The organism is Streptomyces sp. NPDC051218 (genome assembly GCF_044455475.1).
Taxonomy (GTDB): Bacteria; Actinomycetota; Actinomycetes; order Streptomycetales; family Streptomycetaceae; genus Streptomyces.
Window position 1 is genome coordinate 1 of record NZ_JBITEU010000018.1, and the last position, 26,227, is coordinate 26,227.

The 26,227-nt window shown below is 70.1% G+C and carries 21 protein-coding genes; 11 read left to right on the forward strand and 10 right to left on the reverse strand.

Features of this window, described 5'->3' with window-relative positions; all coding sequences use genetic code 11:
• The first annotated feature begins 754 nt into the window (after nucleotides 1–754).
• On the forward strand, nucleotides 755–1,375 hold the full coding sequence (locus ACIBCK_RS37800; protein WP_399397759.1) for a class I SAM-dependent DNA methyltransferase: 621 nt from the start codon (nucleotides 755–757) through the stop codon (nucleotides 1,373–1,375).
• A gap of 136 nt (nucleotides 1,376–1,511) precedes the next feature.
• On the opposite strand, the gene ACIBCK_RS37805 is transcribed toward ACIBCK_RS37800, so the two are convergent.
• The 5 genes from ACIBCK_RS37805 to tap form a co-directional block, all read right to left on the reverse strand.
• Nucleotides 1,512–1,901 (reverse strand): DUF6009 family protein, encoded by a 390-nt coding sequence (locus ACIBCK_RS37805; RefSeq protein WP_399397760.1) that lies wholly within the window; start codon nucleotides 1,899–1,901, stop codon nucleotides 1,512–1,514.
• Nucleotides 1,902–2,049: 148 nt separating this feature from the next.
• Nucleotides 2,050–3,621 carry a phage/plasmid primase, P4 family gene (locus tag ACIBCK_RS37810; protein WP_399397762.1) on the reverse strand — a complete coding sequence of 524 codons (1,572 nt, stop codon included), beginning with the start codon at nucleotides 3,619–3,621 and terminating at the stop codon, nucleotides 2,050–2,052.
• Nucleotides 3,618–4,700, reverse strand: coding sequence for a bifunctional DNA primase/polymerase (locus ACIBCK_RS37815; RefSeq protein ID WP_399397763.1), 1,083 nt, complete (start codon nucleotides 4,698–4,700; stop codon nucleotides 3,618–3,620). Before ACIBCK_RS37815 ends, ACIBCK_RS37810 begins: the two co-directional genes overlap by 4 nt.
• A 759-nt stretch (nucleotides 4,701–5,459) precedes the next feature.
• Complete coding sequence (tpg, locus tag ACIBCK_RS37820) at nucleotides 5,460–6,014, reverse strand: telomere-protecting terminal protein Tpg (RefSeq protein ID WP_399397765.1); 555 nt, start codon at nucleotides 6,012–6,014, stop codon at nucleotides 5,460–5,462.
• Between the two features lie 6 nt (nucleotides 6,015–6,020).
• Complete coding sequence (gene tap / locus ACIBCK_RS37825) at nucleotides 6,021–8,198, reverse strand: telomere-associated protein Tap (RefSeq protein ID WP_399397766.1); 2,178 nt, start codon at nucleotides 8,196–8,198, stop codon at nucleotides 6,021–6,023.
• 422 nt (nucleotides 8,199–8,620) lie between these two features.
• On the opposite strand from tap, the gene ACIBCK_RS37830 reads away from it, so the two are divergent.
• The 7 genes from ACIBCK_RS37830 (at nucleotide 8,621) to ACIBCK_RS37860 (ending at nucleotide 16,987) form a co-directional block, all read left to right on the forward strand.
• A complete protein-coding gene (locus tag ACIBCK_RS37830) occupies nucleotides 8,621–9,613 on the forward strand; it encodes a ParA family protein (protein WP_399397768.1) in 993 nt (330 codons plus the stop codon).
• 281 nt (nucleotides 9,614–9,894) lie between these two features.
• Nucleotides 9,895–10,398 (forward strand): hypothetical protein, encoded by a 504-nt coding sequence (locus ACIBCK_RS37835; RefSeq protein ID WP_399397769.1) that lies wholly within the window; start codon nucleotides 9,895–9,897, stop codon nucleotides 10,396–10,398.
• Nucleotides 10,399–11,124: 726 nt separating this feature from the next.
• Nucleotides 11,125–12,291, forward strand: coding sequence for a ParA family protein (locus ACIBCK_RS37840; protein ID WP_399397770.1), 1,167 nt, complete (start codon nucleotides 11,125–11,127; stop codon nucleotides 12,289–12,291).
• Nucleotides 12,288–13,358, forward strand: a complete 1,071-nt coding sequence (locus tag ACIBCK_RS37845; RefSeq protein ID WP_399397771.1) for a ParB/RepB/Spo0J family partition protein — start codon at nucleotides 12,288–12,290, stop codon at nucleotides 13,356–13,358. Before ACIBCK_RS37840 ends, ACIBCK_RS37845 begins: the two co-directional genes overlap by 4 nt.
• A gap of 547 nt (nucleotides 13,359–13,905) precedes the next feature.
• Nucleotides 13,906–15,021, forward strand: a complete 1,116-nt coding sequence (locus ACIBCK_RS37850; RefSeq protein ID WP_399397772.1) for a bifunctional DNA primase/polymerase — start codon at nucleotides 13,906–13,908, stop codon at nucleotides 15,019–15,021.
• On the forward strand, nucleotides 15,018–16,589 hold the full coding sequence (locus ACIBCK_RS37855; protein WP_399397773.1) for a phage/plasmid primase, P4 family: 1,572 nt from the start codon (nucleotides 15,018–15,020) through the stop codon (nucleotides 16,587–16,589). Before ACIBCK_RS37850 ends, ACIBCK_RS37855 begins: the two co-directional genes overlap by 4 nt.
• On the forward strand, nucleotides 16,586–16,987 hold the full coding sequence (locus ACIBCK_RS37860; protein WP_399397774.1) for a DUF6009 family protein: 402 nt from the start codon (nucleotides 16,586–16,588) through the stop codon (nucleotides 16,985–16,987). The genes ACIBCK_RS37855 and ACIBCK_RS37860 overlap by 4 nt, the downstream gene beginning before the upstream one ends.
• A 54-nt stretch (nucleotides 16,988–17,041) precedes the next feature.
• On the opposite strand, the gene ACIBCK_RS37865 is transcribed toward ACIBCK_RS37860, so the two are convergent.
• From ACIBCK_RS37865 to ACIBCK_RS37875, 3 genes are read right to left on the reverse strand one after another with little or no spacing between them, the layout of a single operon-like run.
• Nucleotides 17,042–17,446 (reverse strand): DUF6009 family protein, encoded by a 405-nt coding sequence (locus ACIBCK_RS37865; protein WP_399397776.1) that lies wholly within the window; start codon nucleotides 17,444–17,446, stop codon nucleotides 17,042–17,044.
• On the reverse strand, nucleotides 17,443–18,894 hold the full coding sequence (locus ACIBCK_RS37870; protein ID WP_399397811.1) for a phage/plasmid primase, P4 family: 1,452 nt from the start codon (nucleotides 18,892–18,894) through the stop codon (nucleotides 17,443–17,445). Before ACIBCK_RS37870 ends, ACIBCK_RS37865 begins: the two co-directional genes overlap by 4 nt.
• Nucleotides 18,895–18,953: 59 nt before the next feature.
• On the reverse strand, nucleotides 18,954–20,078 hold the full coding sequence (locus ACIBCK_RS37875) for a bifunctional DNA primase/polymerase (protein WP_399397777.1): 1,125 nt from the start codon (nucleotides 20,076–20,078) through the stop codon (nucleotides 18,954–18,956).
• A 769-nt stretch (nucleotides 20,079–20,847) separates the two neighbouring features.
• On the opposite strand from ACIBCK_RS37875, the gene ACIBCK_RS37880 reads away from it, so the two are divergent.
• Complete coding sequence (locus ACIBCK_RS37880; RefSeq protein WP_399397779.1) at nucleotides 20,848–21,837, forward strand: ScbA/BarX family gamma-butyrolactone biosynthesis protein; 990 nt, start codon at nucleotides 20,848–20,850, stop codon at nucleotides 21,835–21,837.
• Here the strand turns inward: ACIBCK_RS37880 and ACIBCK_RS37885 are convergent.
• Nucleotides 21,800–22,717, reverse strand: a complete 918-nt coding sequence (locus ACIBCK_RS37885; RefSeq protein WP_399397780.1) for an NAD(P)H-binding protein — start codon at nucleotides 22,715–22,717, stop codon at nucleotides 21,800–21,802. The two genes, ACIBCK_RS37880 and ACIBCK_RS37885, sit on opposite strands and share 38 nt — an antisense overlap.
• A 170-nt stretch (nucleotides 22,718–22,887) precedes the next feature.
• Between ACIBCK_RS37885 and ACIBCK_RS37890 the strand changes: the two genes are divergently transcribed.
• Entirely contained in the window at nucleotides 22,888–23,562 is a 675-nt protein-coding gene (locus tag ACIBCK_RS37890; protein ID WP_399397781.1) for a ScbR family autoregulator-binding transcription factor, read from the forward strand.
• Here the strand turns inward: ACIBCK_RS37890 and ACIBCK_RS37895 are convergent.
• Nucleotides 23,449–25,119, reverse strand: a complete 1,671-nt coding sequence (locus ACIBCK_RS37895; RefSeq protein ID WP_399397782.1) for an FAD-dependent monooxygenase — start codon at nucleotides 25,117–25,119, stop codon at nucleotides 23,449–23,451. The genes ACIBCK_RS37890 and ACIBCK_RS37895 overlap by 114 nt on opposite strands.
• Nucleotides 25,120–25,481: 362 nt before the next feature.
• Between ACIBCK_RS37895 and ACIBCK_RS37900 the strand changes: the two genes are divergently transcribed.
• The gene (locus ACIBCK_RS37900) at nucleotides 25,482–26,147 is read left to right on the forward strand and encodes a TetR family transcriptional regulator (protein WP_399397783.1); all 666 of its coding nucleotides are present in this window, start codon (nucleotides 25,482–25,484) and stop codon (nucleotides 26,145–26,147) included.
• Nucleotides 26,148–26,227 lie beyond the last annotated feature (80 nt).

Genomic DNA, 26,227 nt, shown 5'->3' on the forward strand with positions numbered 1-26,227 from the left:
CCCCGCGGAGCGGGTCCCACAGCGCTGCGCGCTGTGCAAGCGAACACCCCCGCTCCGCGGGGGTGTTGCGCTCCCGCTCCGCGGGAGCGCACATGGGACGCTGCGCGTCCCATGTCAACTACGTTGCTGCGCAACATAGTTGCGCTCCGTCCGCTGCGCTCCCGGAGCTTACGGAGGCTGCGCCCCCGTGGTGGCTTCCGCTGCGCTACAGCCACCTATGACGCTCCGCGTCACCAGGCGTGCCACGCTCCGCGCGGCCCACCAACGGGCCTGGCGGCCCGGCAGTAAGGCGTCGTCACCGGCTGGTGTGGTGTAGCCGGGTTGTGTTGTGCTTCAAAATTACGTGTGGCTTGAGTCTGGAACGGATGGATCACTCCGATCCTCCTGCCGGGTGATCAGTGTCGCCGGTCAGTGAACGTCTGCAGCCGCGACCACCCCACGCTCATGACGCGGATCACCAGCAAACGACGGCATCCACCGAGCGTAGCCAGACACGACCCGCCCCCACCCAGCGTTCCGCCACACCCACCCACAGGGGCGACAAGCACCCCACACACCAAACGACAACAACCTTCACCAACACAACGACACCCCCATACCGCCACACCCCAGCCCTGCACCAATGAAAACCGATGACCCACACCCAGTGCACACCACACGACGCCCATCAACTGTGCTGCAGATGCCGGGGCGGCTTCCGGGCTAGGCTGCTGCTGTGAGCGCCGGGAACGAAGGTCCTGAGGTCGGACGGTGGTTGGCGGACACCCGGGATTCCTACGATGCCGATGCCATCGGCTACGCGGACGAGACACGGAACCTTCTGGGCGAGCTGCCGGAGGAGCAGGACGTCATGGCGCTGTTCGCCGAGTGGGTGCGGGCTCGGGGCGGTGGGCCCGTCGCCGACGTGGGGTGCGGGCCCGGGAGAATCACCGCCCATCTGCGCAGTCTCGGCGTGGACGCCTTCGGTATCGATCTCTCGCCCCGGATGGTCGAGGTGGCTCGGCGTGAGCATCCCGGAGTGCGATTCGAGGTGGGGTCGATGACTCAACTTGAGATCGCAGAAGGTGCGTTGGCCGGTCTGATCGCCTGGTATTCGATCATTCACGTCCCCGACGACGCGATCGGTGCTGTTCTCGCCGGGTTCCGTCGGGTGCTGCGGCCCGGTGGCCTGCTGCTGGTGGGTTTTCATGTCGGCGACGCATCAGCGTCTCAGTCGACCGAGCACGGCGAGCGCTGGCCGGAGTCCTACGTCCGTCGTCGCCCGCCGAGTCAGGTGGCCGCCTGGCTCGACGAAGCCGGCTTCACCGTCGAGGACCACCCCACGCTCACGTCGGCGGCGCGCAAGCTCGGCGGAGTTCTGTTGGCGCGCCGCTAGGCCGCTGGGTGCGAGGCCCCGTGAGAAAACTATCTGCAATGAGCAGGCTGTTTTGCTGGCTCTTGGCGCCTGAGGAACGCCAACTGGGGTGTTGGCAGTGGGTGTTGGCTCTCGGCGTTGCCGTCGAGAGCCGCGGCTAGGGGCCGGCGGGGATGGCGTCCGCTGTGCCCTGGGAGCGGGCCGTCTTTTCGCCGACCTTGCCCACCTCGATGGTGCGGGGGTCGACGGCCTCCAGGGGAGAGCCGACCTTGTAGGGGCACTCGGGGTCGTCGAGCTGGTTGGGGCGGTCGTGCGGGAGCAGGTAGAAGGTGCGGCGGGCGAACAGGCCGCTGTCGGTGCTGCGGGGCGCCTTGGGGGTGAGGTTGGTGTAGCCGATGAGGCGGCCGTCGCGCTCGTAGCGTGGTTTGCCCCTGCGGGTGCCGACCTTGTCCAGGGCCTGGCGGACGTAGTCGAGGTCGGTGGGTTCCTCGAGCCACACGATCTCGGCCTCCTGGGCGAGATCGCCTTCTTGCGGCATCGCGCTCATCGGGCCTCCTGTGTGCGGGCGGCCGTGGGGCGGCCTGTGTCTGTGGTGTGGGTCGGGCTGAACGTCGGGCGGCTTGCGGAGCGCCGTACAAGAGAGCCTGCTCCATCGTACGGTCGCTGAACGCGGGGTTCCGCTGCGGCTGTGGGCCTCATGGGCGCCTCCCCGCGTCCGGCTCGGCGTCCTCTGCCAGCAGGGCCAGGCCGGGGTAGGACTTGGTGGCGTTGTTCTTGATCATTTCGGCGGGTGAGGCCAGGCCGAGTTCCTGGCGGATGCGGCCGGCGAAAGCGCGGGGTGTGGAGGCGCGGATGCCCTCCTCCGCGCACCAGCGGCCGTAGGTCTCGTAGAGGAGCTTCTGTTCGACGCGCAGGTCGGTCTCGCCCCGGCCGTCGGTGCCTCGGGTGCAGCGTTCGGTGATGAAGCGCCCGACGTGGTCCTCGGTGGTCTCGTAGGCGGCGGTGGCGACGCGGACCGATGCGGGGCCGGTGAGGGGGTCGCGGCTCGCGAGGTAGCGGGTGGCACCGTCGATGAGCCACTGCAGGATGCCGGGCCCTTCCTCGGCGACGAGTTCGGCGGCGAGGTTGTCGATCTTGCGGGCGTCGGGCACACGGCGTTCGAAGGGGATGATGCGCATCCGGCGCCAGAACGCGTGGCCGCCGGTGCCGACTTCGGGGCGGTGGTTGCCCAGCAGCCAGAGCTTGTGGGTGGGCGTGAACGTGAAGAAGTTCTGCCGCATGCGGCGTGCGGTGATGGTGTCGCCGCCGGTGAGGAGCTTGACGCGGGCTTCGTTGAACTTGTCGTTGGGCTTGAGCTCACTGCACACCACGATGCGCCGGCCGTGCAGTTCGGTCAGCTCCGTGGAGTGTTCGGTGAACTTGCCCTTCTCCATGAGGAATCCGGGCGGTGCGGCGTTGGCGTAGTCGCCGAGGATCTGCATGGTCACTTCGAGGAGGACCGACTTGCCGTTGGCCCCGGAGCCGTAGAGGAAGGGCAGGATCTGCGCGCCGACGTCGCCGGTGATGGAGTAGCCGAGCAGCAGGTGCAGGAACCGGGTGGTCTCCACGCCCTTCTCGTCGTCGCCGAAGGTGTCGCGCAGGAAGCTGTTCCAGCGGGGCAGCGGCATTTTCCGCGGAGCGACGGTGGTGGCGCGGGAGTGCATGTCGGTGAGGGGGTTGGGCTTGCGCAGCTCACCGGTGCGCAGGTCGACGACGCCGGAGGGGGTGCACAGGGCGTAGATGTCGCCGTCGAGGACGTCGGGGTCCAGGCGCAGGGCGGGTGCTGCCTGGGCCTGGTAGAGGAGTGCCTTGACGCCGGAGGTGGACTCGGAGTGGCGTCGGTGGGAGGCGACTTGCCGGTCCGTGAAGCGGCCCGAGGGGTCGTGGTCGGGGAATTGTTCGGCCATTTCGCCGGCAGCCCAGACGGCGGCTTCGTCGCCGCCGGTGAGCTTCCACCGGTAGGTGTCCCAGGAGTGCCAGCCCATGCCGATCACGTAGCGGAACTGGTCGCTGTAGAGGCGGGCGAAGAGTTTGGCGTTGCCGCGGTCGCTCAGGGAGTCCGGCAGGGGGGCGGCTCTGTGCGCGGCGGTGAGGCCGGCGCGGCCGTCGATCTGCTGGGCAGGCAGGCTGGGTCCTGGCAAGGGGTCCGGCAGCTGGATGTCCAGGGTCTGCTGGTGGATCTGCGCGGCTGCGGCTGCGGCGTCGAAGCTGACAGATTCGGCGCTCATGAACGTCCTCGGGGGTGGAGCGGGCGCTGCGCGCCGGCGGACAGAGCGGATTCGATGATGCTGAGGTTGCGGCGCTGTTGGTGGGGCCGTGCCGTGGCCGCGGCCTCCGACAGAGCTGTACGCGCTTCGGGTTCGGTGAGGTGTCCTGCCTGGACCAGGCCTCCCGCGGTGTAGCCGGCGCGGTTGAGCTTCTCCGTGAAGCTGGTGCCTTCCTGCGCGGCCGCGCAGGCCGCCACGTCGGCCAGGAGCGGATCCAGAAGGCGTTCGGCCGCTTTCGTGGCACGGCGTTGCCGCGGGGGCGGTCCGGTCACCGGTTGGGTCGGGGCGGGCCGGTCGACTGCGATGTGTCCAGTGCGTGCGAGTTCCGCCGCAAGCCAGTCGGGGAGCACGGCGGGCAGGCGGGTCTGTCCTGCGGGGCGGTAAGTGCCCGCCGTGGTGCGGGTGGTGGGGGCGACGATGTAGCCGTTGTCCGCCCGTACGTCGACCTGCCAGGCCAGAGCCACCTTGGGGCTCGACCCGGTCGATGAGCGGTACCGCGTCGTGGGGTCGGGGTTGCGGTACCAGATGTGCAGCCCGCCGGAGGGCGTGTGGACTCGCAAGGTGCTGTCGTCCCGGGCGGGATCGGGCTGGCCCCGCAGGGCTGCCAGCAGGGCCAGCGTGTCGTAACCCGTGGCGAGTCCTGCCAGGTTGACGTGGGCGCCGATCGGGATGCCCGGCAGGAGACGGGAGCGGTCCGGGACGTGCGCGGCGTGCGCGTCGACGTCCAGGACGACGAGGTCGGCGTGGCCGCAGGAGACGCCCACGCCGAAGCCCGGCTGGACCCGCCACCAGGTGTCGATGAGCTGGGCGTCGGTGGTCGCCGCGTGGAATCCGTGGCACCAGCGGCCGAGGTCCCGGCATGGGCAGTCGAGGGGAGCGTGTGAGTGCTGCCTGCACGCGGAGCAGTTGGCCGGGGGCACTTTCTGACGGGGCGCCAATGGGTGGACCGGCCAGCCTTGCCGGGCGCACCACCGCGCGACCGAGTGGCCCGCAGTGGCGCTCTCCGTCGCCGCGGGTGCTGTCGCGGACTGGCTGGCCAATGAGTGGTCCTTGCCGGGGTCTGGGCTGGGCTCTGGGCTGGGGGTGCGTCCTTCGCAAGCCCGTGTTGGGAGGGGGCTGACGGGACTAACGGGACTGACGGTACTAGTTTGCGGGACAGAGCGTAGCTCACGGGGACGGGGCTGTTGGGAGGGGTCGCCGCGTGTCGCGGAAGTTGAGTCCCGTCAGGCCCGCTGGCCCGCGAGGGGTACGGGACCGAACGCTCTCGCCGGACCCGTCCGGGGTTGAGACCCGTTCAGTCCCGTTCAAATAACCGCAGGTCACAGCGGTGTGCCAGGAAATCACGGGACTGACGGGGCTGGACCTCCTAGTTATCAGCTACGTAGAAACATCTCTCATATGCGCGCGCATACGCGCGACCCTAAATTTCTACGTAGCTGATAACTACAGGTCTGAGTCCCGTCAGTCCCGTTGTTGGGAAGCGCAAGGCTGTGACCTGCAGTTTTGTCAGCGGGACTGAAACGGGACCGAACGGGACGGGACTCAACTGCTGCTTCAGGCCCGTTGGGTGGGGGGGGGGGCGGCTCGGTGGGGCAGCCCGACGGGGCAGCAGAATCAGGAGGGCTGGTTGAGAGACGGCTCAGTGTGCTCAGAAGCAACACAGGCCGCCTCAGAGGCTCTTCCGCCCTTGCCGGGACCCCCCGGGCCACTTGGGGCGCGCCAACGCCGTACGGCGCCACTGAGGGCCCGTACGGCGGGAAATGTCTGAGACCGCTGTACGGGTCAGAGACCGTGGTACGTCAGAGGCCGATTTCGATGTCCTCGACGTCGGTGAACTCGACCATCAGGTCGTGGGCGCGGCGGCCGCTGTCGCGGAAGTACATCTCCCCCAGGCCCTGCGCGGCGATGTCCCGCAGTTGTTCCTCCGTGGACCCGGCGTCGCGTGCCTCGAAGAGCCGCTTGGCCCAATGCGGGGGCAGCGCCTGGGTGATGTGGCGGACCCGGGCGTCGTCGGTGCTGCCGGGGGCGGCAGTGAACCCGAAGCGAGCCCGGGTGGAGACGACGATGCCGTCCGAGCGGGCCGCCTTCTGCTTTGCCCGTGCCCGGACCTGCGGCTGCCAGCGCTTCTTGACCTCGCGTTCCATGCGGTCGGCCAGCGCCTTGCGGGGCCGCTTCAAATGCCCGGCCACATACCGCTCGACCGTACGCTGGGAGACTCCGAGGGCTTGGGCGACGGCTTTCGTGGACTTGTACTGCTTGACCAGGTACTTCATCCGGGCCTGCGCCGTTTTTGGGATCGGGCGTGTGTACGCCCCTTCCAGGGCCTGGTCCAGGCTGTCGCCTACTTGGTCCACGACCGCCTACTCCCCGTTGTCGGCGGCCTGGCCGCCGTCCTTGATGATGCGGGCGATGTTCACGGAGTCCCCGTACTTCTCGAACTGCTCCTCGGCCCACAGTGTGCTCTGGGTGCCCTCATGCTTGACCATCCCGGGCGACACGCCGAGCCGGAAACCGCCGGGCAGTGGCTTGCCCTCCGGGGTGTGCGGCAGGAAGTCCAGGGGTGAGGGCCCGTCGGAGGGATAGACGATGCAGTCCGTGCCGATCGCGACGGGGTACAGGTCGACGGCGGCCGCGACCTTCATCATCTTGCGGTGCATGTTGACCCGTGTCGTCGCGAGCACCGCCGCCCTGATGTCGGGACGCCACTCCTTGCGCTGCAGCGCGGGCCATGGCTCGAAGAGCGGTGTGGTGCGCGGGCGTTCACGGAGCTTGCCGATGCCGCCCTTGGCCGTCGCCTTGATCGCCTTCAGGACGAGTGCCATCTCGGGATCGACCTGCTTGTGCACGGCCATCGCCTTCAGGAACTCGTCCTCTTCCATCCCGGGCACCACACCGAGGTCGGCCATGGTCTTCATGTAGGCGTCGCGCAGCCGCTGGTACCAGGAGTCCAGATAGCCGCTGCTCTCGTGGCGCACGTACGCCTCGATCGGCTCGACCCGATGGCCGAGCTCCGCCGCGTACGCGACGGTCGGTGTGGCGTACCAGGCCGGTCCCTCCGGCGGAGTGCCCTTGGCCGTGAACGGGGACGGCAGGCGCTCGTCCAGGCTGATGTGGGAGAGGTCGACCAGCCAGGAACCGGGCAGCTTCGGGTCGAAGGCCGGCCGCGTCACGTGGGTGGGCCCGCCCAGGCCGACGGTGAGGCGGTTGGCGGCCGCGGCGAACGCCATGTTGATGTCGATGCCGACGACGAACGGCTTCATGCACTCCGCGTCCGTCAGCGGACGGCACCAGTCGTAGGACTCCTCCATCAGCATCTGGTCCGGGGTCCGTTGATGGTGCCGCGCGTACTTGCCCTTGAGGAGCGGATGGCCGTCGGGCACCTCGCACTCCACGTGGTCGTACACAGCTGTCAGCGCGCCGGGTGCGGGCGCGCTCCGCCACTCCCCCGTCGTCTCGTCCTTCACCGCCATGGTCGGCGGATGCAGGGCCGTCATCAGCTCCAGGCCGGTGACGGCGGTCGTGCCGCGCGGCGTCATCACGCGGGTCGCGTACGTCCCGAGGAAGCGGGCCAGGTCGGCCGCGTCCATGGTGGGCAGGAGGGGGTGTTCCCTGTCGTCCCACTCGCGTACGTCCAGTGCGTTCCAGGCCGGGATGCACAGCTGGACGCAGTTGCGCTGCGCTCCGTCCGCGGGACGGAAGATCCGCGCCCAGGGGCCGAAGCCGCGCTGGGTGAGCTGCCATTCGGCACGCTCCAGCTGCTTGAGGACCTTGTGTCCGGCCGCGATCCTGCCCGCGCGGCGCTCCTCCGGGCTGAGGGAGGCGGGCAGTCCGAAGTACTCGAGCGCGGCGGGGGTGAGGACCAGGATGGGGTCGGCGTCCCTGCCGTTGCGGTGCAGTCGCGGCTGCCCGAGGCGTGCTTCCTTCAGGGTCCACTCCACCAGGGCCGGGATGCTCTTGGCGGGCACGTCCAGGACCAGGCCGTCGACGCAGTACGCGGATACCTCGCCGTTGCTTTGCCCGTCCTCGCCGCTGCCTTGTCTGTCGTGGTCGATGACCGCGAGGGGGCCGTTCTCGAAGCGGGGGTCGAGGGTGGGTGGGGTGGTGGGTGAGGTGCTGGGCTTCTTTGTCTGGGGGCGGTTGGGGGTGGGCTTCCGGGTGGGTGTTGGGGTGGGCGTTGTCGGGGGGGCTTCCTGTGGGGGTACAGGTGCTGGGCAGGGGGAGTTGGGTGTGGGAGCGGGGGCCTCGGTGGTCGGGGTCCCGGTGGTCGGGGCTTCAGTGGCGGGAAGAGGGAAGCGTTCGGCGAGGCGCTCCAGGAGGCGGGCGTAGGCGGCGCGCTTCGGGGGGCGCGGCTCGGTTCTGCCCGACTCCCAGTTCCCCACGGCTTCCCGGCGGGCTTTCAGCGCCCTCGCGATCTGCTCCTGGCTCAGGCCCGCGGCCTCGCGCAGGCGCCTGCGTTCCGCCGGGGTGGGCAGATCGTCCTGCGCGACTTCCTCCAGCAGCGCGTCCACCGCGCTGAACAGCTCGTCCTCAGTTGGCACAGAGCACACCTCCGTAACGGACCCTACATCGATCGCGCATCGGATCACTCGTGGAACGCGCATGGCGGAGCGGCGGCTTCCGGTGGGTTCTCCGCGTGCTCATGGTCCTGGCCCGTCCCGTCCACTGCCCCGGCAGAAAAATCACGCCGTGATAATTCCGGGGCGAGGGCGAGGGCGAGGGCGACGGTGACGGTGACGGCGGGGACAAGGGCCAGCTAGCTAGTGCGCTAGGCGGCGGGCTAGTTGTCGTCATGTCTGATGTGCCCGACGTCGAGCTCTACGGCTTGACGGGTGCTCACGCCAACCAGGTGATTCCTTGTGCGCTCCTCGCGGCGCCCGTGTGTGTCGGCCTGGACGTGCGCCGCCTCCCCCATAACTTCGATCATCACATGATGTCCGGAATGTGACGGGAAGTGGTCCGTGTGGCCGTGCGTGCCGTGAAGCTCGACGCCGTCGACCTCGCCGGGGTGAGAGCTGCCCTGCGTCGCCGCGTTCAACTCATGACCGAGGGCGTGCTCGACCGCAAGGTCCTCGTCCTGATCAATGGCAAGGGAGGCGTCGGCAAGAGCAGTCTCGCCGTGGCGATCGCCACGGCTCTGGCAAAGACCGGGCTGCGCGTCCTCCTCGTAGAGATGGACGAACAGGGCAACCAGAGCGAGGACCTGGGCATCGCGGGCACTGAGCTCGATGACGACGGTCAGGCTCAGGCTGCCGCGATCCTTGACGGCAAACCGCTCGTACCGACCGGCGAGGCCCGGCCCAATCTGTGGGTGGTCCCGGGCGGGTCGGCACTGGACGACGTCGTCGAGGAGCTCTACGTCCAGCGGCGGCTGACCGCCCCCAGCGAGGACCCGGAGGAACGGCTTGCCTGGATGGGCATGTACGCCGCCGCGATCGGTCCGGTGCGTGATGACTACGACGTCGTGGTGCTTGATGTCGCTCCCGGCTGTGAGCCGCTTCAGCTCCAGGCACTGGTCGCCGGGGAGATGGTGTTCATCCCGTCCAAGAGTGATCCGTCGTCACGGAAGGGGCTGCGCACCGTGGCCCGGCGGTTCGGGCGGGCCCGTGCCGTCAACCCGATGCTGCGGCTCCTCGGTGTGGTCGTCTTCGGCACCAACTCGGCGGCCTCCCGGGTGCAGCAGAAGACCAAGGATCAGCTCACCGAGGATCTGGGCGGGGCAGCGCCCGTCATGGAGCAGACGATCCGGCATGTAGAGGCGGCCGCGGTCGCCTGCCGGGTGCACGGCAAGGTGCCGCAGGAGCTGGCCTCCGCACCCGAGCTCGATCCGAAACTGCGGTCCTCGATGAAGGCACTCGCCGGCGACTACCGCTCGCTGGCCCTGGAGGTCTTGCAGGCCAAGGCCGAGCTTGACCACGCCGATGCGCTCGACCACGCCGATGCGAATGACGGATGAAGGAGTGAGTGACGATGGCCAGGAAGACGACCGCCACGGCGGAGAAGCCGGGGACGCCGGGGACGCCGGGGACGAGCGAAGGTGCCGCTGTCAGTGACAGGGCGACGGGCAGGACCGCCGGTACCGGCAAGCGGGGTGGGTTGCCCGAGGATGATTCCTTGGGGGCGTTCTCCGTGGACACGGATGCAGCGCTTGCCGCGTTCGCGCCGCGCGAGAGGGCAGGGCGGCGGACAGTGGACCGTGCAGCAGGCGACTTGGCTCGGGCTGTTGGGGATGGGGGAGTGGCGAGCCCTGCCGCACCTGTCCCCGTGCGGGCGGTGGAGGTCCCTCCGGTGGTGCGGGGCGGGGGCGGGGCGGCGCCGACGCAGTGCACCGTGATGGTGGAGCGGGAGGTGCGGGAGCGGTTCGTGCACTATCAGACGTTGGCCAAGGCACAGACGGGGCGCGAGCCCACCAACGCGGTCGTTGTCCGGCGGGCTTTCCTGGCTGCCAAGAGGCAGGACCAGTGGGCGCAACTCCAGGAGCGGGTGCGCTCCCGGCGGCAGCCGCTCAGCGAGGAGGACTACGACCCTGACGGGCTGTTCGGTGATGTGCCCGCGCGGCGGGTGGAGCGAGGAGGCGTCAGGAACAGCACCCAGCAGTCGTTCCGGCCCTCGGAGCAAGAGCTGCGGGTGTACGACGCTTATGCCGCCGCCCACGGGTTCGCCAACCGCAGTGACTTCCTCGATGCCGTGCTCGATGCGTTCCTTCCCGCGCTGCCTGGCGGTCGGCGGGCCGGGCGTTAGCCGTGTGCTTGTCCGCCAAAAAAATCACGCCGTGATAATTGCGGGGCCGTGCTGATGTGAGTTCGAGGACCGGGCCCGCGCGCGGAGCTGGTTCGCACCCCGGGAAAATCACGGCGTGATAATCCCGGCGTGATACTCACGACCGGGGGAGCGTCCGGGCTAGAGGGTGGGCGTCCGACCGAGGGAGCAGTCCGGCCGGGGTGGCGGTGCCCGAGCGCCGGCGGGCCCGACCGCTCGTCCTGCTCGCTGCCGATGGAGCGTCGCGAAAAATCACGGCGTGATAATCACGGCCGACTGAGTATCCGGGCCGAGGTGTTCGCGTCCGGGCCGAGGGAGGTCCGGACCGGGGGAGCAGTCCGGGCCGGGGTGGCGGTGCGTGGGAGCCGACGGGCCGGCCGGCCGCCCGTCCTGCTCGCTGCCGACTGCCGATGTGGCGTCGCGAAAAATCACGGCGTGATAATCGCCGCTCGATGTCGACCTCGTAAGCACCGGCCCAAGTCTCAGGGAGGGCAGAGCTCCTGAGCCGTAGAGCCGTAGAGCTGTCGCGCTGCAACGCTGACGAGCCGGTAGCCGGTAGCCGGTGGCCGATGGGCCATCCGGACGGCCGGGCCAAGGACCGCAGAGGGAAAATCACGCCGTGATAATCACGAGCCCGGTGGGGTGAAACCGGGTCAGGAACCGCGAACCGGCTGACACTTCCTCCCCAGGCGTTAGTAAGGTAACGCCATGGCCTCTCCTTACCCCCAGGGAGACCGGGAAAAGGTAGCGTCCAAGCTGCCCCCGGCGCTCCGACAAGCACTCAAGGTCCGCGCCGCAGAACTGGGCTTGGACATCCAGGACGCCGTCACCGCGGCCGTCACCGACTGGCGTGCGAACGCCCAGAACATGCCGCCCGTGGAGACCGCCGGCGCGGAGTCCTTCAGCACGTGGCTTCCCACCGGGCTCTACGACGACTTCAAGGACACCTGCGGCACCCGCAACGTCTCCTTCATCCAGGGTCTCGCCCAGAGCGTCCACAGGTGGCTCGACCTCAACCCGTCGCCGCAGCAGGGCAGCAGCCCGGAGACCGACCCCGAGCGGAAGGTCGTCTGCAATCAGAAGGGCGGCGTCGGCAAGACGGCGGTCGCGGCCGGAATGGCCCAGGCGTATGCGGAGGCGGGCAAGCGGGTCCTCCTGGTCGACTACGACCCGCAGGGGCACCTCAGTGAGCAGCTCGGTATCCCGCAGATCCAGCCGGGGCAGGACAGCCTCGTCTCCCATATGTGCGGGGAGGGCAGGGGCGATCTGCGTGAGCTCGTGATGGCCATAGAGGACTCGCGTTTCGAGAAGCGGCTGCACCTGCTGCCCGCCTGTTACGACGGCTTCCTCCTGGACCCGCGGATCGCGGTCATCGCCACGCAGAAGCGGGGCTTCCAGAAGGAGACGGCACTCGAGCTGGCGCTGCGCCCGCTGGAGGCCGACTACGACGTCATCGTCATCGACTGCCCGCCGAGCCTCGGTATCGCGATGGACGCCGCGCTCTACTACGGGCGCCGCCGCCGCAATGAGCGAGGCGGCCGGTCCGGCGTGGTCATCCCGGTGCTCGCCGAGGACTCCTCGGCGACGGCGTACGGAATGCTCGCCCAGCAGATCACCGACCTGTGCGACGACCTCAGCCTGGACGTCGACTACTTGGGTCTGGTGGTGAACCTCTACGACAGCCGTCGCGGGTACGTCGCCACCTCGTCCCTCGCCGAGTGGCGCAAGCTCGGTGACCCGCCCGTCCTCGCCGTCATCGGCGACTTGAAGGAACAGCGCGAGACGGTACGCAAGCGGCGGCCGCTGCTGTCGTACGCCCCGCACAGTGACCAGGCCGAGGCGATGCGGACCATCGCCAAGGGAGCATCACGATGAGCAAGGCCGACGAACTCAGCGGATCCGCGGCGTTCGGCGCGGCCGCCACCGCCCGCAGCTCACGCAGGGCGGCGTTCGACAGCACCATAGGGGGCTCCAACGCGGCCGCCGCAGCCGTCACCGACCTGCCCCTCACGGTGATCAGCGACAACCCCGACAACCCGCGGGACCATCTGCGGAACCTCGACGAGACGGTCGACAACATCCGCGAGGTCGGCGTCCTGCTGCCCATCGTCGTCGCGACGATCGACGCCTACCTGGCGAGCCGGCCCGGTCGGGCAGGGGAGTTGCAGGACGGCGCCAAGTACCTGGTGATCGACGGACATCGGCGTCTCGAGGCGGCCCGGCGGGTGGGTCTGGCCACCATCCCGGTCCGCGTCGACGATGCCCGGGTCGCCACTGATGAGACGCTCCTCGAGGCCGCGTTCGTCGCGAACTACCACCGTGACGACATGACGGACCTGGAGGAGGCCAACGCCCTGCAGCAGCTGGTGACCTTCTACAACGGGCAGGCGCGGGCCGCCAAGCGGCTCGGTATCCCGCAGGCGACCCTGTCCACTAAGCTGTCGCTGCTCAAGCTCAGCCCTGAGCTCCAGGCCGACCTGGTGACCGGGGCCCGCAAGGTCGAGCACGTACGCAACCTCGGCAAGCTGGCTCCCGAGGAGCAGAAGCAGAAGGCGGACCAGCGGGCCAAGGAGGCCGAGGCGCGGGGGCGGTCGAGGGCGGCGGATGCGGTGCGACCCGGTGAAACCGGTGAGTCCTCTGGACGCGATGAACCCCTTGCAGAAAATCACGCCGTGATAATTCGGGATGCGGCGGTCAAGACGGCGGCGACTGCGGATGCGGAGCCGGAGGAGGCTACGGACGCACGGGACGCACAGGATGCCCGCGATGCCCAGGACGGGGAGCGCGTACGTCGTGACCCGCTGCCCGCGTTGGTGGGCATCACCTCCATGCCGTTCGGTAAGCCCGAGTTGGTCCTGCACATCCTGCGGGAGCACATGTCGCCGGAGAACCTCTCCCTGCTGTGGAAGCTGGGCAGCAGCTCGGACCCGGACGTTCACTGAGGCCCGCCACACCACCGGCCCGCTCCCGTTCAGGTAAGGGGAGCGGGCCCGGTCGTTCCTGAAAGCGACCAAGCGACCGAGCGACCAAAGCGCGGATGGGCCGGGCAGCGACCGAAGCCCAGCGACCGAAGAACCAGCGACTGAAGGGCCAGCGACCGAAGCCCAGCGACTGAAGCCCGTTCGGTCGCTTCCCGGTCGCTTCGAAAAAACCCTGGTCAGAGGCTTGTTACACGGAAAACAGCGACTGAAGCGACTGAAGGTCCGGGTATATGAAGACATTGGCGTGTGCGCGTGTATGCGCGTGCGCGTCATATATAGGGGGCTTGAGTCGCTTCAGTCGCTGTTTTGAGAAACGGACCGCCTTTGACCTGCGGTTTTTCTCGGCGCAACGGGCAGCGACTGAAAGGGCGTTGAGTCGCTGGGTCTGGCTTCAGTCGCTGGGAGGGCCGGTGATCGTCCCACCCGCCTCATCTGTACGAATTTTCATACCCGTTTCGCTAATCTGTTTCTGTCATTGAGTCGCTTCAGTCGCTGACGGGGGAAATACATGGCTGCTGAGCTGCGGGTCTCACGCAGCGAACAGTCGCTCAGCGGGGGATCGTCCGGGGGAGCGTGGGCCACGGCCCGGTGGTGTGCGGGCAAGGGCTGGCCGGTCCACCCGCTGGCCGCCGGGCGCAAGACCCCCGCGGGAAACTGCGCGGCGTGCCGGGCCCCTGGCCACACGCGGGACGGCTGTACGTGTGCGCGGGAGGGGCGTTGGTGTCACGGGTTCCGTGCGGCGACGCTCGATCAGGGCCGCATCGACAGCTGGTGGGGGAGCGGTGCCGGTGCAGGCCTGGGGGTGGGTGTCTCCTGTGGGCCCGCCGGACTCGTCGTCATCGATGTCGACGCGCACGCCCAGGAGCTGCCCGAGCGGGCGCGTCTGCTGCCGGGCATCCCCATCGCCGAGACCGTCGATCTGACGGGCCTCGCGAGCGGCTTCCACACGCTGGCCCTCCTTGCCGCCCTGCGCGGTCGGCCCAACCCCGTACACGACGACAGCACCCTGCGCGTACGCACTCCCTCCGGTGGCCTGCACCTCTGGTACCGGGCCCATCCCGGTCACCGCTGGCAGTGCTCGGCGGGCTCCAGCAGCGGCCGCGCGTTGGCCTGGCAGGTCGACGTTCGGGCCCACGGCGGCTACATCGTCGCGCCAGGAACCCGTACGCCACAGGGCAGTTACACCCCCGTCGGCGCCACCCGCGAGCCCGCCCTGCTGCCCGACTGGCTCGCCGCCGAGCTGGAACGCACCGGACATCTGGCCCCGGCCCGCCAGAAGCCCCCGTACGGCTCTGTACCGCCCCCCAGGGCCCGCATCGCCGTCGCGGCAGCCGGAGGCGGGCAGGGCGCCGCCTCGCGGGCCCTGGGGCGGGTCCTGGCCGACGTGGCGTCCTGTGCGGCTCTGCCGACGGGCGCCGCGTTCTCGGAGAAGCTCAACCGCGCCGCCTACACCGCGGGCGGGCTCGTCGCGGCGGGGCACCTCACCCGAGACGAGGCCGAGTTCACCCTCACCGAGCTCGCCGCCGACGTACGGCCCGGACAGGAGCGTCGCTGCGCGGCCATCATCCGCAGCGGCCTGCTCGCCGGTGAACGCCGTCCCCTCGCGCTCGGGGGCAGGCCATGAACACCCATGAGGACAACCCCCTGTTCAACATCGACCCCCAGTCTTTCGACGCCCGGACCTTCGACGCCGAGAGCGTGGCCGTCCAGATCATGGCCGAGGCCGAGCGCCCACAGCCGCCGCCCTCGACGCCCTCGCAGCGCCAGATCCAACTGCCCCAGCAGCGCGCCGATGAGGCCGGCCGCATCGCCCCCCAGGGTCTGTTGCCGGACACGCTCACCGACCGCGGCAACGCCAAACTGTTCGTGAAGCTGTACGGCACCGACTACCGCCATGTGCCCGGCCTCGGCTGGTACCGCTGGCAGGGCACCCGCTGGCAGGCCGACGAGGACGACACCGTCGTCTGGGCGGCGGGAGACCTCGCCGAGTCCTTCGCCACCACCGACCCGCGCGGCCTGTTCACCACCACCGCGCTCAACCAGCACATCCGCCGGGCCATGAGCACCTCCGGCATCAACGCCATGCTCACCCAGGCCAAGTCCGCCCCCGGGATGGTCCTCAACACCACCTCCCTGGACGCCGATCCCTACGTCCTGTGCACCCCCGAGGGCATCGTCGACCTGCGCACCGGACTGCTGCGCGCCCCCGACCCCGACAAGGACTTCCACTCCCGCTCAACCAGCGTCGGCCCGCAGCAGCTGCCCACCCCGCGCTGGCAGCGCTTCCTCACCGACACCTTCGGCGACGACGCCGATGGCCAGGAGATGATCGGCTTCCTGCAGCTCCTGCTGGGCTACTCCGTCACCGGCGACGTCGGCGGCCAGGTCATGCCGTTCCTCTTCGGCTCCGGCAAGAACGGCAAGTCCGTGCTCCTGGACGTCCTCATCAAGCTTCTCGGGGACTACGCGGACGCCGCGCCACCCGGCTTTTTGATGGCCCGTCCTTTCGAGGGCCATCCCACCGACCTCGCCGAACTGCACGGCCGGCGCGTCATCGTCTGCTCCGAGGTGAAACCCGGCGACAAGTTCGACGAGGCGCGGGTCAAGCTCCTCACCGGCGGCGATCGCATCAAGGCTCGCCGGATGCGCCAGGACTTCTTCTCCTTCGCCCCCACGCACAAGCTGTGGCTGCTGGCCAACCACCGGCCCGAAGTCGGCACCGGCGGCTTCGCGTTCTGGCGCCGTATGCGCCTGATCCCCTTCGAGCGTGTCGTCTCCGACGACCGCAAGATCGACAACCTGGCCGACATCCTCGTCACCGAGGAAGGACCGGGCATCCTCGGCTGGCTCGTCGACGGCGCCCGCCGCTACCTCGCCGGGGACAAGGACCTCACCGGACCCGAGCAGGTGCGCATCGCCACCACCGCGTACGCCGAGACCGAGGACCACATCGGCCGCTTCTTCGACGAGTCCTGCCTCCTGAGCCCGGACTCCCGGGCCGAGCAGGCCAGGCTCTACGCCGCGTTCAAGACCTGGTGCCGGCATGAGGGCGCCCCGGTCATCTCCTCCCGCGCGTTCGCCGCACGCGCCCGCGAACTGGTCGGCCTGGCATCGCCCAAGGAGATGATCCTTTCCAATTCGCGCAAGTACTATCCGGGCATCGGACTGCTCGCCGACGAGGAGAGGGCATGAGCTCCCTGATCACCGAGGACGAGATCCGGCACGAGAGCGCCCTCGTCTGGCTCGAGGACACCACCGACCTCGACTACGTGCGCCAGAGCCTGGACCGCCTGCCCACCCGCCGCGGCAAGCCCGCCTACCACCGCGACGGCCGCATGGTCGGATACGCGCTCCTCGCCCCTCAGGCGAAGGCTTCCCGCAGTTCCGGAACCTTCCGCCGCCGGGTGTTCTGGCTGCTCCCGCACGACCGCGACACCGAGCCCGCCGGCCTCTACGAGACGGGCGCGCCCGCTGAAGCCGTCGACCCCCGCACCCTGGACGCGGGCACCAAGGGCTACAAGACCGAACGCTCCGAGGGCGGCCCGCCCTCGACCGCCATGCAGGAACTGGGTATGACGTTGCCGCTCTGAGGGACGGTCGCCGGAGCCACGGACCACGGACAGGCTCCGAGTCCGGCCAAGGGATCAGCCCATGGGCAGCGTGATGCCCAGCTCGCGCATCGCCGCGGACTCGGGACCGCCCTCCGAACGCTGGGTCTTGTAGCCCTTGAAGCGGGGCGCGACGGTGCGTGGATCGACCGCCTCCGAGGGAGCCCCGGAGCGGTACAGACCGGTGGGCCGGCCGTCGCGGTCGTGCGGCAGCAGCCAGAACACCCGGCGCAGAAAAGTGCCCGAGGCGCGGGAGGCGGGCGCCGCGGGGCCGAGGACGGCATAGCCCACCATGCGGCCGCCACGGTGATACGCGGGGGCCCCGCCCCGGTTGGGCAGGCGGTCCAGGGCCTGGCGCACGTAGTCCAGCGGCCCGATGTCCTCCAGCCAGACGATGCCGCTCTCGTCGCTGAGCTGACGAGGCTCGATGAGAGCGCTCATGAGGTCTCTTCCATTTCTTCCCTCAGGCCGATGCCCGGATAGAACTTGCGCTGGTTCGACAGGATCATCGCCCGCGGCGTGACGAGACCGACGGTGTCCCTGACCTGTGCGGCAAAGGCCCGCGACGACAGGGGATTGGCCCCCTCGAGCTGGCACCAGTCCCGGTACTGGCTGTAGAGCTGGGCCTGTTCGGCGCGCATGGCCGGGCCCAGGACGCAGCGCTCGTCGAGGAAGCGTCCGGTGTGGTCCTCGGTCTCGGCGTACGCGATGGTGGCCGTCCGCACCTGCTCGGGTCCGGTGAGCTCGCGGGGCCCGTTGAGGTAGCGGCGGGCGCCGTCGATGAGCCAGCCGAGGATGCCGGGGCCCTCTTCGGTGACGAGGATGTCGGCCAGGTTGTCGATCTTGCGGTCGTCGGAGACGACACGCTCGAAGGGGATCAGCTTCATGCGCCGCCAGAACGCGAAGCCGCCGGTGCCGACCTCGGGGCGATGGTTTCCCAGCAGCCACAGCTTGTGCGTGGGGGCGAAGGAGAAGAAATCCTGGCGCATCCGACGGGCCTTGATGCGATCGCCGCCGGTCAGATGCTTGAAGCGGGCCTCGTCGAACCTGTCGCCCGGTTTGAGCTCCGAGCAGACGATCAGGCGCCGGCCGTGCAGTTCGGCAAGATCGGTGGGGTGGCCCTCGAAAGGACGGGCCATCAAGAAACCGGGCGGCGCGGCGTCCGCGTAGTCCCCGAGAAGCTTGACCATCACGTCCAGCAGAACGGACTTGCCGTTCCTTCCCTGCCCGTACAGGAACGGCATGGTCTGCGCCCCGACGTCGCCGGTGATCGAGTAGCCCAGCAGCTCGTGCAGGAAGTCGATCATCTCCTGGCCATCGGCGTCGTCGCCGAAGGTGTCGGTGAGGAAGCGCTGCCAGCGTGGAATGGGCATCGGGCGGGGCGCCACGCTCGTGGCCCGGGAGTGGTGGTGCCTTTCCGGATCGGGGGCGCTGAGCCGGCCGTTGGTGAGGTCGATGACGCCCTCGGGGGTGCACAGGGCGTAGGGGTCGGCGTCCAGGAGCGAGGGGCTGAGGACCATCCCGGGGGCCGATCTCGCCTGCATCAGCATGGCTTTCATGCCCGCCGTCGACAGGGCGCGCTGTCGGTGTGCGCGCAGCGCGGCAGTGCTGTGGCGCCCGTGCGGGTCGGTCTCGGCGAGCGACTCGGCCATCTCACCGGCGGCCCACAGCACCGTGTCGTCCTCGTCGATGGCCCACCGGTGCCCCTGCCACCGGTACCAGCCGAGGCCGGGCACGTGCCGGAAGTCGCGTCCGTACAGCTCGACGAAGAGTTTGGCGTTGCCCCGGTCGCTCAGGGACTCGGGGAGCAGCCCCTCCTCGCAGGCGACGGCGGACGGCGAAGGCGGTACGTCGTGGCTCAGGGGCCCGGCGGGGGAGTTGAGGAGCATGATCTGCCGGGCCGTCTCGGCCGCATCGAACAGCCCCTCTGTGGGGGAGGGCGCGTCGGTCACGGGCGAACTTTCACTTCGAGCGGCCGCCGACTGCCCGCGGCCAGGCCATTGCGGACGATGCGCATGGAGCGGTGGCGCTGGTCGGGCCGGGCCTGCGCGGCGGCGTCCAGGAGCACGTGCTCGGCATCGGCGAGCGTCATGCGCCCGGCCCCGACCAGGCCCCCGGCGGTGAAGGCCGCCCGGCCGAGTCGGTCGCCGAACCCGGCGCCCTCGGCGACGGCCCCGCAGTCGAGCACCGCGCTGAGCAGCGTGGCCAGCGTTCTGGCGGCCGCCGCCCTGCCCGCTTCCGCGGCGCGGACCGCGGCGCGGGCGCGGCCCGGCACGGGTGTCGCCGCCGGGAGTGCGGACGGTGGTGCGCGGTGCCCGGTGCGTTCCAGCTCCGCCGCCAGCCAGCCGGGTAAGGGGACCGGACCCCGTACGGGTGAGCAGGCGGTGTAGGTGCCGGAAGCGGTGGTGGTGCCGGGGGCGATGACGTACCCGTCCGCCGCCCGGACGTCGATCTGCCAGGCCAGCGCCCGGCCGGTGCCGGAACCGGTGGAGCACCGCCACACCTCGTCCCGGGGAACGGTGTACCAGAGCTGGAGGCCGCCGGCCGGGGTGCGCACCCGCAGGGTCGTCGTGTCCTTGGCGGGGTCGTCCTGGCCGCGCAGGGCGGCCAGCAGGGCCAGGCTGTGAAAGCCGTTGCGCAGGCCGCTCAGGGAGACCGACTCGGGGATGTGGATGCCGGGCAGCAGCCGGTCGTGGGCGGGGGGCGCCGCGGGATGCGGGTCCACGTCGATCACGATCAATCCCGCGGGACGGCAGGCCACGCCGACACCGGACCGCGGCTGACGCTCCCACCAGTGGGCGATGCGGGCCCGGTCCAGGGTGGCGCAGTGGATCCCGTGGCACCACCGTCCGGCGGGGATGCACGGGCAGTCCTCGGGTGGATGGCTGTGGGCCCGGCAGTCGTGGCAGTCGGCGGCCGGTGTCGTGCGGCCGGGGGCCAGCGGGTGGACGGGCCAGCCGCGTCGCGCACACCACAGCGCGGCACCCAGAGGAGTGGAAAGGCTGGCGACGTCAGCGTCGGCGCTTGCGCGATCGGCTGAGTCGCTCGGGGATGTCCCCAGGTCAAGGGGCATGGACATTTCCTCTCAGCGACCGAAGCGACCCAAGTTCGGATATGGGCTCACGCGTTCGGTGTGATGAGCCGTGTCCGACACGGGAGCGCTCGATGGGGCGCCGGACGTCGTGTGGGCGGCTCGCACCGGCGGGCGCGGCACGGCTCAGAGGGCACTCGTGCAGGCGGGTCCGGCCGGTCAGGGAAGTGCCGTGCGGCTCTCGGGACAGTCCTTGCCAAGGGTGGCGGGCCGCGCGCGACGGGCGGGCCGGGCTGCCACCTGGGCCGAGCGCGCGGGCGGTGGCGAGAGAACGAAGTCCTTGACGGTGAGCATGCCATCCCCCCGGGGCGTGCTGGATGTGTGCCATGACGTGATCTTTTGCCGAGACACTTGAGGCAGAAAGTATCGGCCGCTCGTTTTGTTTGTCGAGTGATGCATGCGCTCCGCCGCGTTAAGAAAGCATCAGAATTCTGCGTGCGCCGTGTTGAGCGGGTGAGGGCTTCGTGCTGCTTTCGGGTCGGGCCGGAGACCGCGGTGGCGGTATGTCGCACTCCGTTTCGGCGCACGAATCTCGCATCGTGCATGCGGCCGAGGCAGTTGCATACGACGTGCGCTTTCGGGAGGCCTTGTGTGTGCGGCGGACCTGGTCCAAGAGGAGATTGTGGCTCCACTTCTCGTTCCACCATGTGAGCCAGAACGCCTAGAAATTAAACCGGTTGGTACGTATCTTCAGTCGAGCGGGCCGGCTTCAAACGCCCCGCTCCGATGAAGTCGCGATCTTGGGGGAGACATGTCGACGGATACGTTCCAGTACGCAGCACCGGTCGTCCAACTGCCGCGTGTTGCGGCGGACCTGTCCCGGTATGGCTCGCTCACTTCGACGGTGCCCAAGGAGCTGGTGCACCGCGCCGCCGTCGCGGAAGTCCTGCTCACCGGGTGGGAACGGCACGACGAGAGCCGGTTCACGGTGACGGCGCAGTGGCCGCGCGGGCACAGCTTCTTCACGCCGATCAACGGTTCTCATTACGATCCGTTGATGGCGACGGAAACAATCCGCCAGGTCGGTTCTCTCCTGGCGCATGCCGAGTTCCAGGTCCCCCTCGGGCACCAGTTCCTGATGCGGGACCTCGAAGTGGCCGTGGACCCGCAGTACCTGGCCCTGGAGGGCGTACCCGCCTCCCTGGAGCTCGAAGTGACCTACACCGAGGTCAAACAGCGCCGCAACACCCACACGGCAGCCCGCTACGAGGCGGTCATCCGCCGTGACGGGCACATCGTCGCCACCGGCGGAGCCGCCTACACCTGCGTCGGGCCCGAGATCTACCAGCGCCTGCGCGGCAGCAAGCTCTCCAGCGACCGCCCCTTGCTCCGGCTCACCGCACCGGTCTCCCCACAGAGCGTGGGCCGGATGTCGCCCATGGACGTGGCGCTCTCACCTCTGGGGGAGGGCAACCGCTGGCAGCTGCGCGTGGACACCCGCCACCCCATACTCTTCGACCACCCGGTCGACCACGTGCCCGGCATGGTGCTCATCGAGGCCGCCCGGCAGGCCACCACGGCCGTCCTGGCGCCGGCCTCGCCGGGCACCGTCACCTTCCTGCCGACCCGTATCGCCAGCACGTTCCAGCGCTACGCCGAGCTCGACAGCCCCTGCGTGATCGAGGCGCACCAGGTCCCCACCGGCCCCGGCTCCGGCGACGACCTGGTCCTTGTCACCGGCACCCAGAACGACGAGCCCCTCTTCAGCACAACGGTCGCCGCCCGTCGCCTGCACGTGTGACCGCGTGCCCGGCACCGTGTGCGGGCAGCGGGGCAGGCGGCGCGAAGGCGCCCGCGTGATCCCGCGCCCAGGCCAGGAACGGCCTGGGCGCTGCCCCCGTCACCGCCCGGACGGTCTCAAGCACCTGCACCTTGGCCCCCGCCCGCTGTCGCAACGCGCTGTCGAGCAGCGCCTCCACCACCGCTTCGGGGTGTCTGCGCAGCAGCGACGCGCGCGCCTGTGCGGGCTCCAGTTCCTCGAACCGCAGCGGCCGGCCGAGCACCCCGCCGAGCTGCCGCGTCTGTTCCACCGCGCTCAGGGCCCGCGGCCCGGTCAGGACGTAGGCCCGGCCCGTGTGGCCGTCCTCGGTCAGGGCGCGTACCGCCACATCGGCGATGTCCCGCGGATCCACGCAGGCGTTGGGCGCCGCTCCGTACAGCGCGCGCACCACGTTCTCGGCGCGGACCGACGGCGCCCACGACAGGGCGTTGGACATGAACGAGCGGGGGCGCAGCAGCGTCCAGCCGAGCCCCGAGGAGGTCAGCGCCGCCTCGCTGTCGCGCTGCCAGCGGGTGATGAGGTCCTGCGCCCCGGCGTCGAGGACGGCGGCCGCGGAGAGCTTCACCACCTGGCGCACCCCGGCCTCGCGGGCGGCGGACAGGAAGGCCGCGTCGTCGTCCCCCGCCACCCGGCTGGTCACCAGCAGGGCCCGGCTCACCCCGGTGAGCGCCTGCCGCAGGCCGGTCCGGTCCTGGTAGGAGGCGCGCACCACCTCGACGCCCTCGCGTGCGGGGCCGACCCGGGCGGGATCTCTGGCCAGTACGCGCACCGCGCGGTGGGCGGGTAGCCCTTCGAGCACCAGCCGCCCCACCGTGCCCGTCGCTCCCGTCACGAGAATCATGTGCCCCCCCGGGTGCGGGCGTCCGACAACGGGACGCCCGGTCATCATTTTTGGCCGAAGAAAGTCTCCCTGCCCACAGACCTCAGCCGCTGCTAGTTGTAAGATACAGACTTGACGGTTTTTTTGATGGGGTCGACGGCCCCGTGACTGTGAGAATGGAGGGGGAGAAAGTGGCCAAGCAGGACAGGGCAATTCGTACGCGCAAGACGATCCTGGCGGCGGCGGCGCAGGTGTTCGAGGAACGGGGATACCAGGCCGCCACGATCACTGAGATCCTCGCCACCGCCGGCGTGACGAAGGGAGCGCTCTACTTCCACTTCGAGTCCAAGGACCAGCTGGCCCAGGGCGTACTGGAGGAACAGGGCCAGAGCCTGACCGTTCCCACCCGCAAGTGCAAGATCCAGGAGCTCGTCGACACCGTCGCTCTGCATGCCTACCGGCTGGAGACCGACCCGATGGTGCGGGCGGGGGTGCGCCTGTCCCTGGACCAGCAGGCCACCGAACTCGACCGCAGCGGCCCCTTCGTGGGCTGGAGCGAGATCATGACGGGCCTCCTGCGGGAGGCGCGGGGGGAACTGCTGCCCCACGTGAACGCCACCGAGACGGCCGACGTCCTCGTCGGTTCCTTCGCGGGCGTCCAGGCCATGTCGCAGATCATCAGCAACTACCAGGACCTGGGCCACCGGGTCTCGGAACTGCTGCGCCACATCCTGCCCAACGTGGTGCTCTCCTCAGTGCTCGCCACCGTCGACCTCACCGCTGAGCGCGGTGCCCTGGTCTACGACGAGGTGAGCGGGGCCGCGCGGATGGAGAACCTGCGCGAGAGCGTCGGCAGCGTGAGCTGACGGCCCACGCTGCGCCCGGCCCGCTTCCCGCGGGCCGGCCGCCCCGCCGTGCACCGCGTCGCCCTCGCAGGTCAGATACGCCGCCAGGGCCTCGTGCAGACAACCGCCGTCCGACGCCCAGGCGATGTATCCGTCGGGCCGCACGAGCAGGGCCTCGCACGGCACCACGGACACCGGCTGGGCCCGTACGACCCGCAGTACACCGGGCCATGCGCGCGCGGTCTCCTCGTACCGTTCCTCCTCGTGCCGTTGACTCTCGCCGGAGCCGAGGAGCAGCAGGAGCAGCCGGCCGTCCCGCAGCAGGCGCATCACATCGGTCGTCCCCGAACGCGTGGTCAGGGCGATGTTGCGCAGGAACTTCCCCTCCCACGGCGAAGGGCGGGCCGAGCGGGCGGGCAGCACGGTGTCCTGGGCGCTGAGCATCGCGCTGAGGTGGGCCCCGCCCTGGTCCTCGGCGAGCAGCCCGCTGAACACGTTGCGCAGCGAGTCCAGTCGCACCTCGGGATGCATCAGGGACACCTGCGCGCGGACGTTGTCGATGACGCGTTCGGCCGCCGGGCGGCGTTCGGTGTCGTAGGAGTCGAGCAGGCTCGTGCTCGCGCTTCCCCGCACGGTGAACGCCAGTTTCCAGCCCAGGTTCAGGGCATCGAGGAGTCCCGTGCTCAGCCCCTGCCCGCCGACGGGGAAGTGCAGGTGGGCCGCGTCGCCGGCCAGCAGGACGCGGTCCTTGCGGTAGGTGTGCGCGATGCGCGCGTAGTCGCTGAACCGGCTCAGCCAGCGAGCGGCGCTCATGCCGATGTCCCGGCCCATGATCTGCGAGGTCTCCCCGCGCAGCTCCTCCAGGGTCAGGGGGCGGTCCCGGTCGGCATGGGTGCGCGTGAAGTTGACCGTACGCACGTGCGTCTCGCCGTCGGGCGCGTCCTTGGCGACGACCCAGCCCTGTGGCGTGCGGTGCCACCCGGCCGTCAGAGCGTCCGGTTCGTCCAGGCGCACCAGGCCCATCATGGCCGAGACCGTGGCCTCGTACGCCTCGCAGGGGATGCCCGCCCACTCGCGCACCGTCCCGCGCGCGCCGTCGGCGCCGACCACATAGTCGGCCTCGTACGCCACGGCCCCCGCCGGCCCTTCGGCCACTACCCGCACGCCGTTCGGCCGACCGTGCAGCTCGACCACGCGGTGTTCGCGCAGCACTTGAGCCCCGTTGGCGCGGGCGTGTGCCTCGAAGAGCCGCTCAAGGTCGGCCTGCGCGCGCTTGAGTATGGGCTCGGGTTCGCCCGCGGGGGCGGATATCCGCAGGCCGGGGATGCCCGCGAAGTGGAACGGACTGCTGACGGGGCCCATCGAGGGGGAGAGCTCGGGGGCGGGCAGGTAGCCCCGGCGGGCCAGTGTCTGTGCCGTGCGGGCGTGCAGTGTGGTGGCCTTGGGCCGCTCCGAGGTGCGGGCGAGCCGTTCCAGGACCACCGTGGCCACGCCGTACCCGCTCAGTTCTGCCGCGAGGAGCATGCCGACCGGGCCTCCCCCGACCACGACCACGTCCGTACGTATCGGGCGCACCATCCGGGACTCCTCATCTCCCTGGTCTGCACTGTCGTGCGTCGAGACTGTCGTGCGTCGAGGCGCCTTGGTCGGCGGCAGCACAGTGGCTCGAAATGTACCGGAGCGTCAGGTCCCTGTGTGGTTTCCGTGAACCGTTCACGGGCATTTCGCAACGTCCGTTGCGGCGGCCACCCTGCCGGCCGTCGCGGCGGCCAGCCCGCGAGCCGTCGCGACGGATGGCCGGGCGGATGGCCTGGGCGGCGTCGAAGAGAGGGCAGTGCGGATAGAAACCGGTGAGCTGGTTTGTTAATGTGGTGGGGTGCGCAGCCCGGAACCGGCCTGCCTCCTCCCACCCCCGCTTCCCGCAGCAACGGAGTGCCGAGATGGCTCAGCAGGCCCGCGCGCAGCGCACCCGTAAGGCTCTGATCGAGTCCGCCGCCGAGATGTTCGACCGGCACGGCTTCGCGCTCGCCTCGCTCTCCACGATCAGCGCGCACGCGGGGGTCAGCAAGGGAGCCATGCACTTCCACTTCGCCAACAAGGAGTCGCTGGCCGAAGCGGTCGGCGCGGCGGCGGCCCAGCGCCTCGCCCGCATCACCGACCGCCGCCGCGGCCACCTCCCCGGCGGCGCCCTGCAACTCCTGATCGACGCCACCCACGACCTCGCCCGCGGCCTCGGCGAGGACGCGGTCCTGCGCGTCGGCCTCGGCGCGGGGCACGCGCCGGGGCACTACGGGGCCTGCGGCGGCGACCCCCGCGGCCTGTGGACGGCCTGGGTCGGCGAGGTGCTGCGGCGGGCCGCGGGGGAAGGCGCGATGACGCGGAGCGCACCGGCGGACGCAGTGACGGCCACCCTGGTGGCCACCACCCTCGGCCTCGGCACGCTCACGAGCCCACCGGACCCGGCCGCCCCCGCGCCGCGCACCGACGCGACCGTCACGACGCTGTGGAACCTGCTGCTGCCACGCCTCGCGACCACGGGCGCCGCCGGGGAACTGGTGCCATCGGGGACCCCGGGGCGCGGGGGGCCGCCGGGGGCTTCGGAGTAGGGGAGTTCGGCAAGGCGTAGGAGAGTCGTGGCGAGACGAAGGGGCGTCGTGGCGAAACGCAGGGACGTCGTGGCGAAACG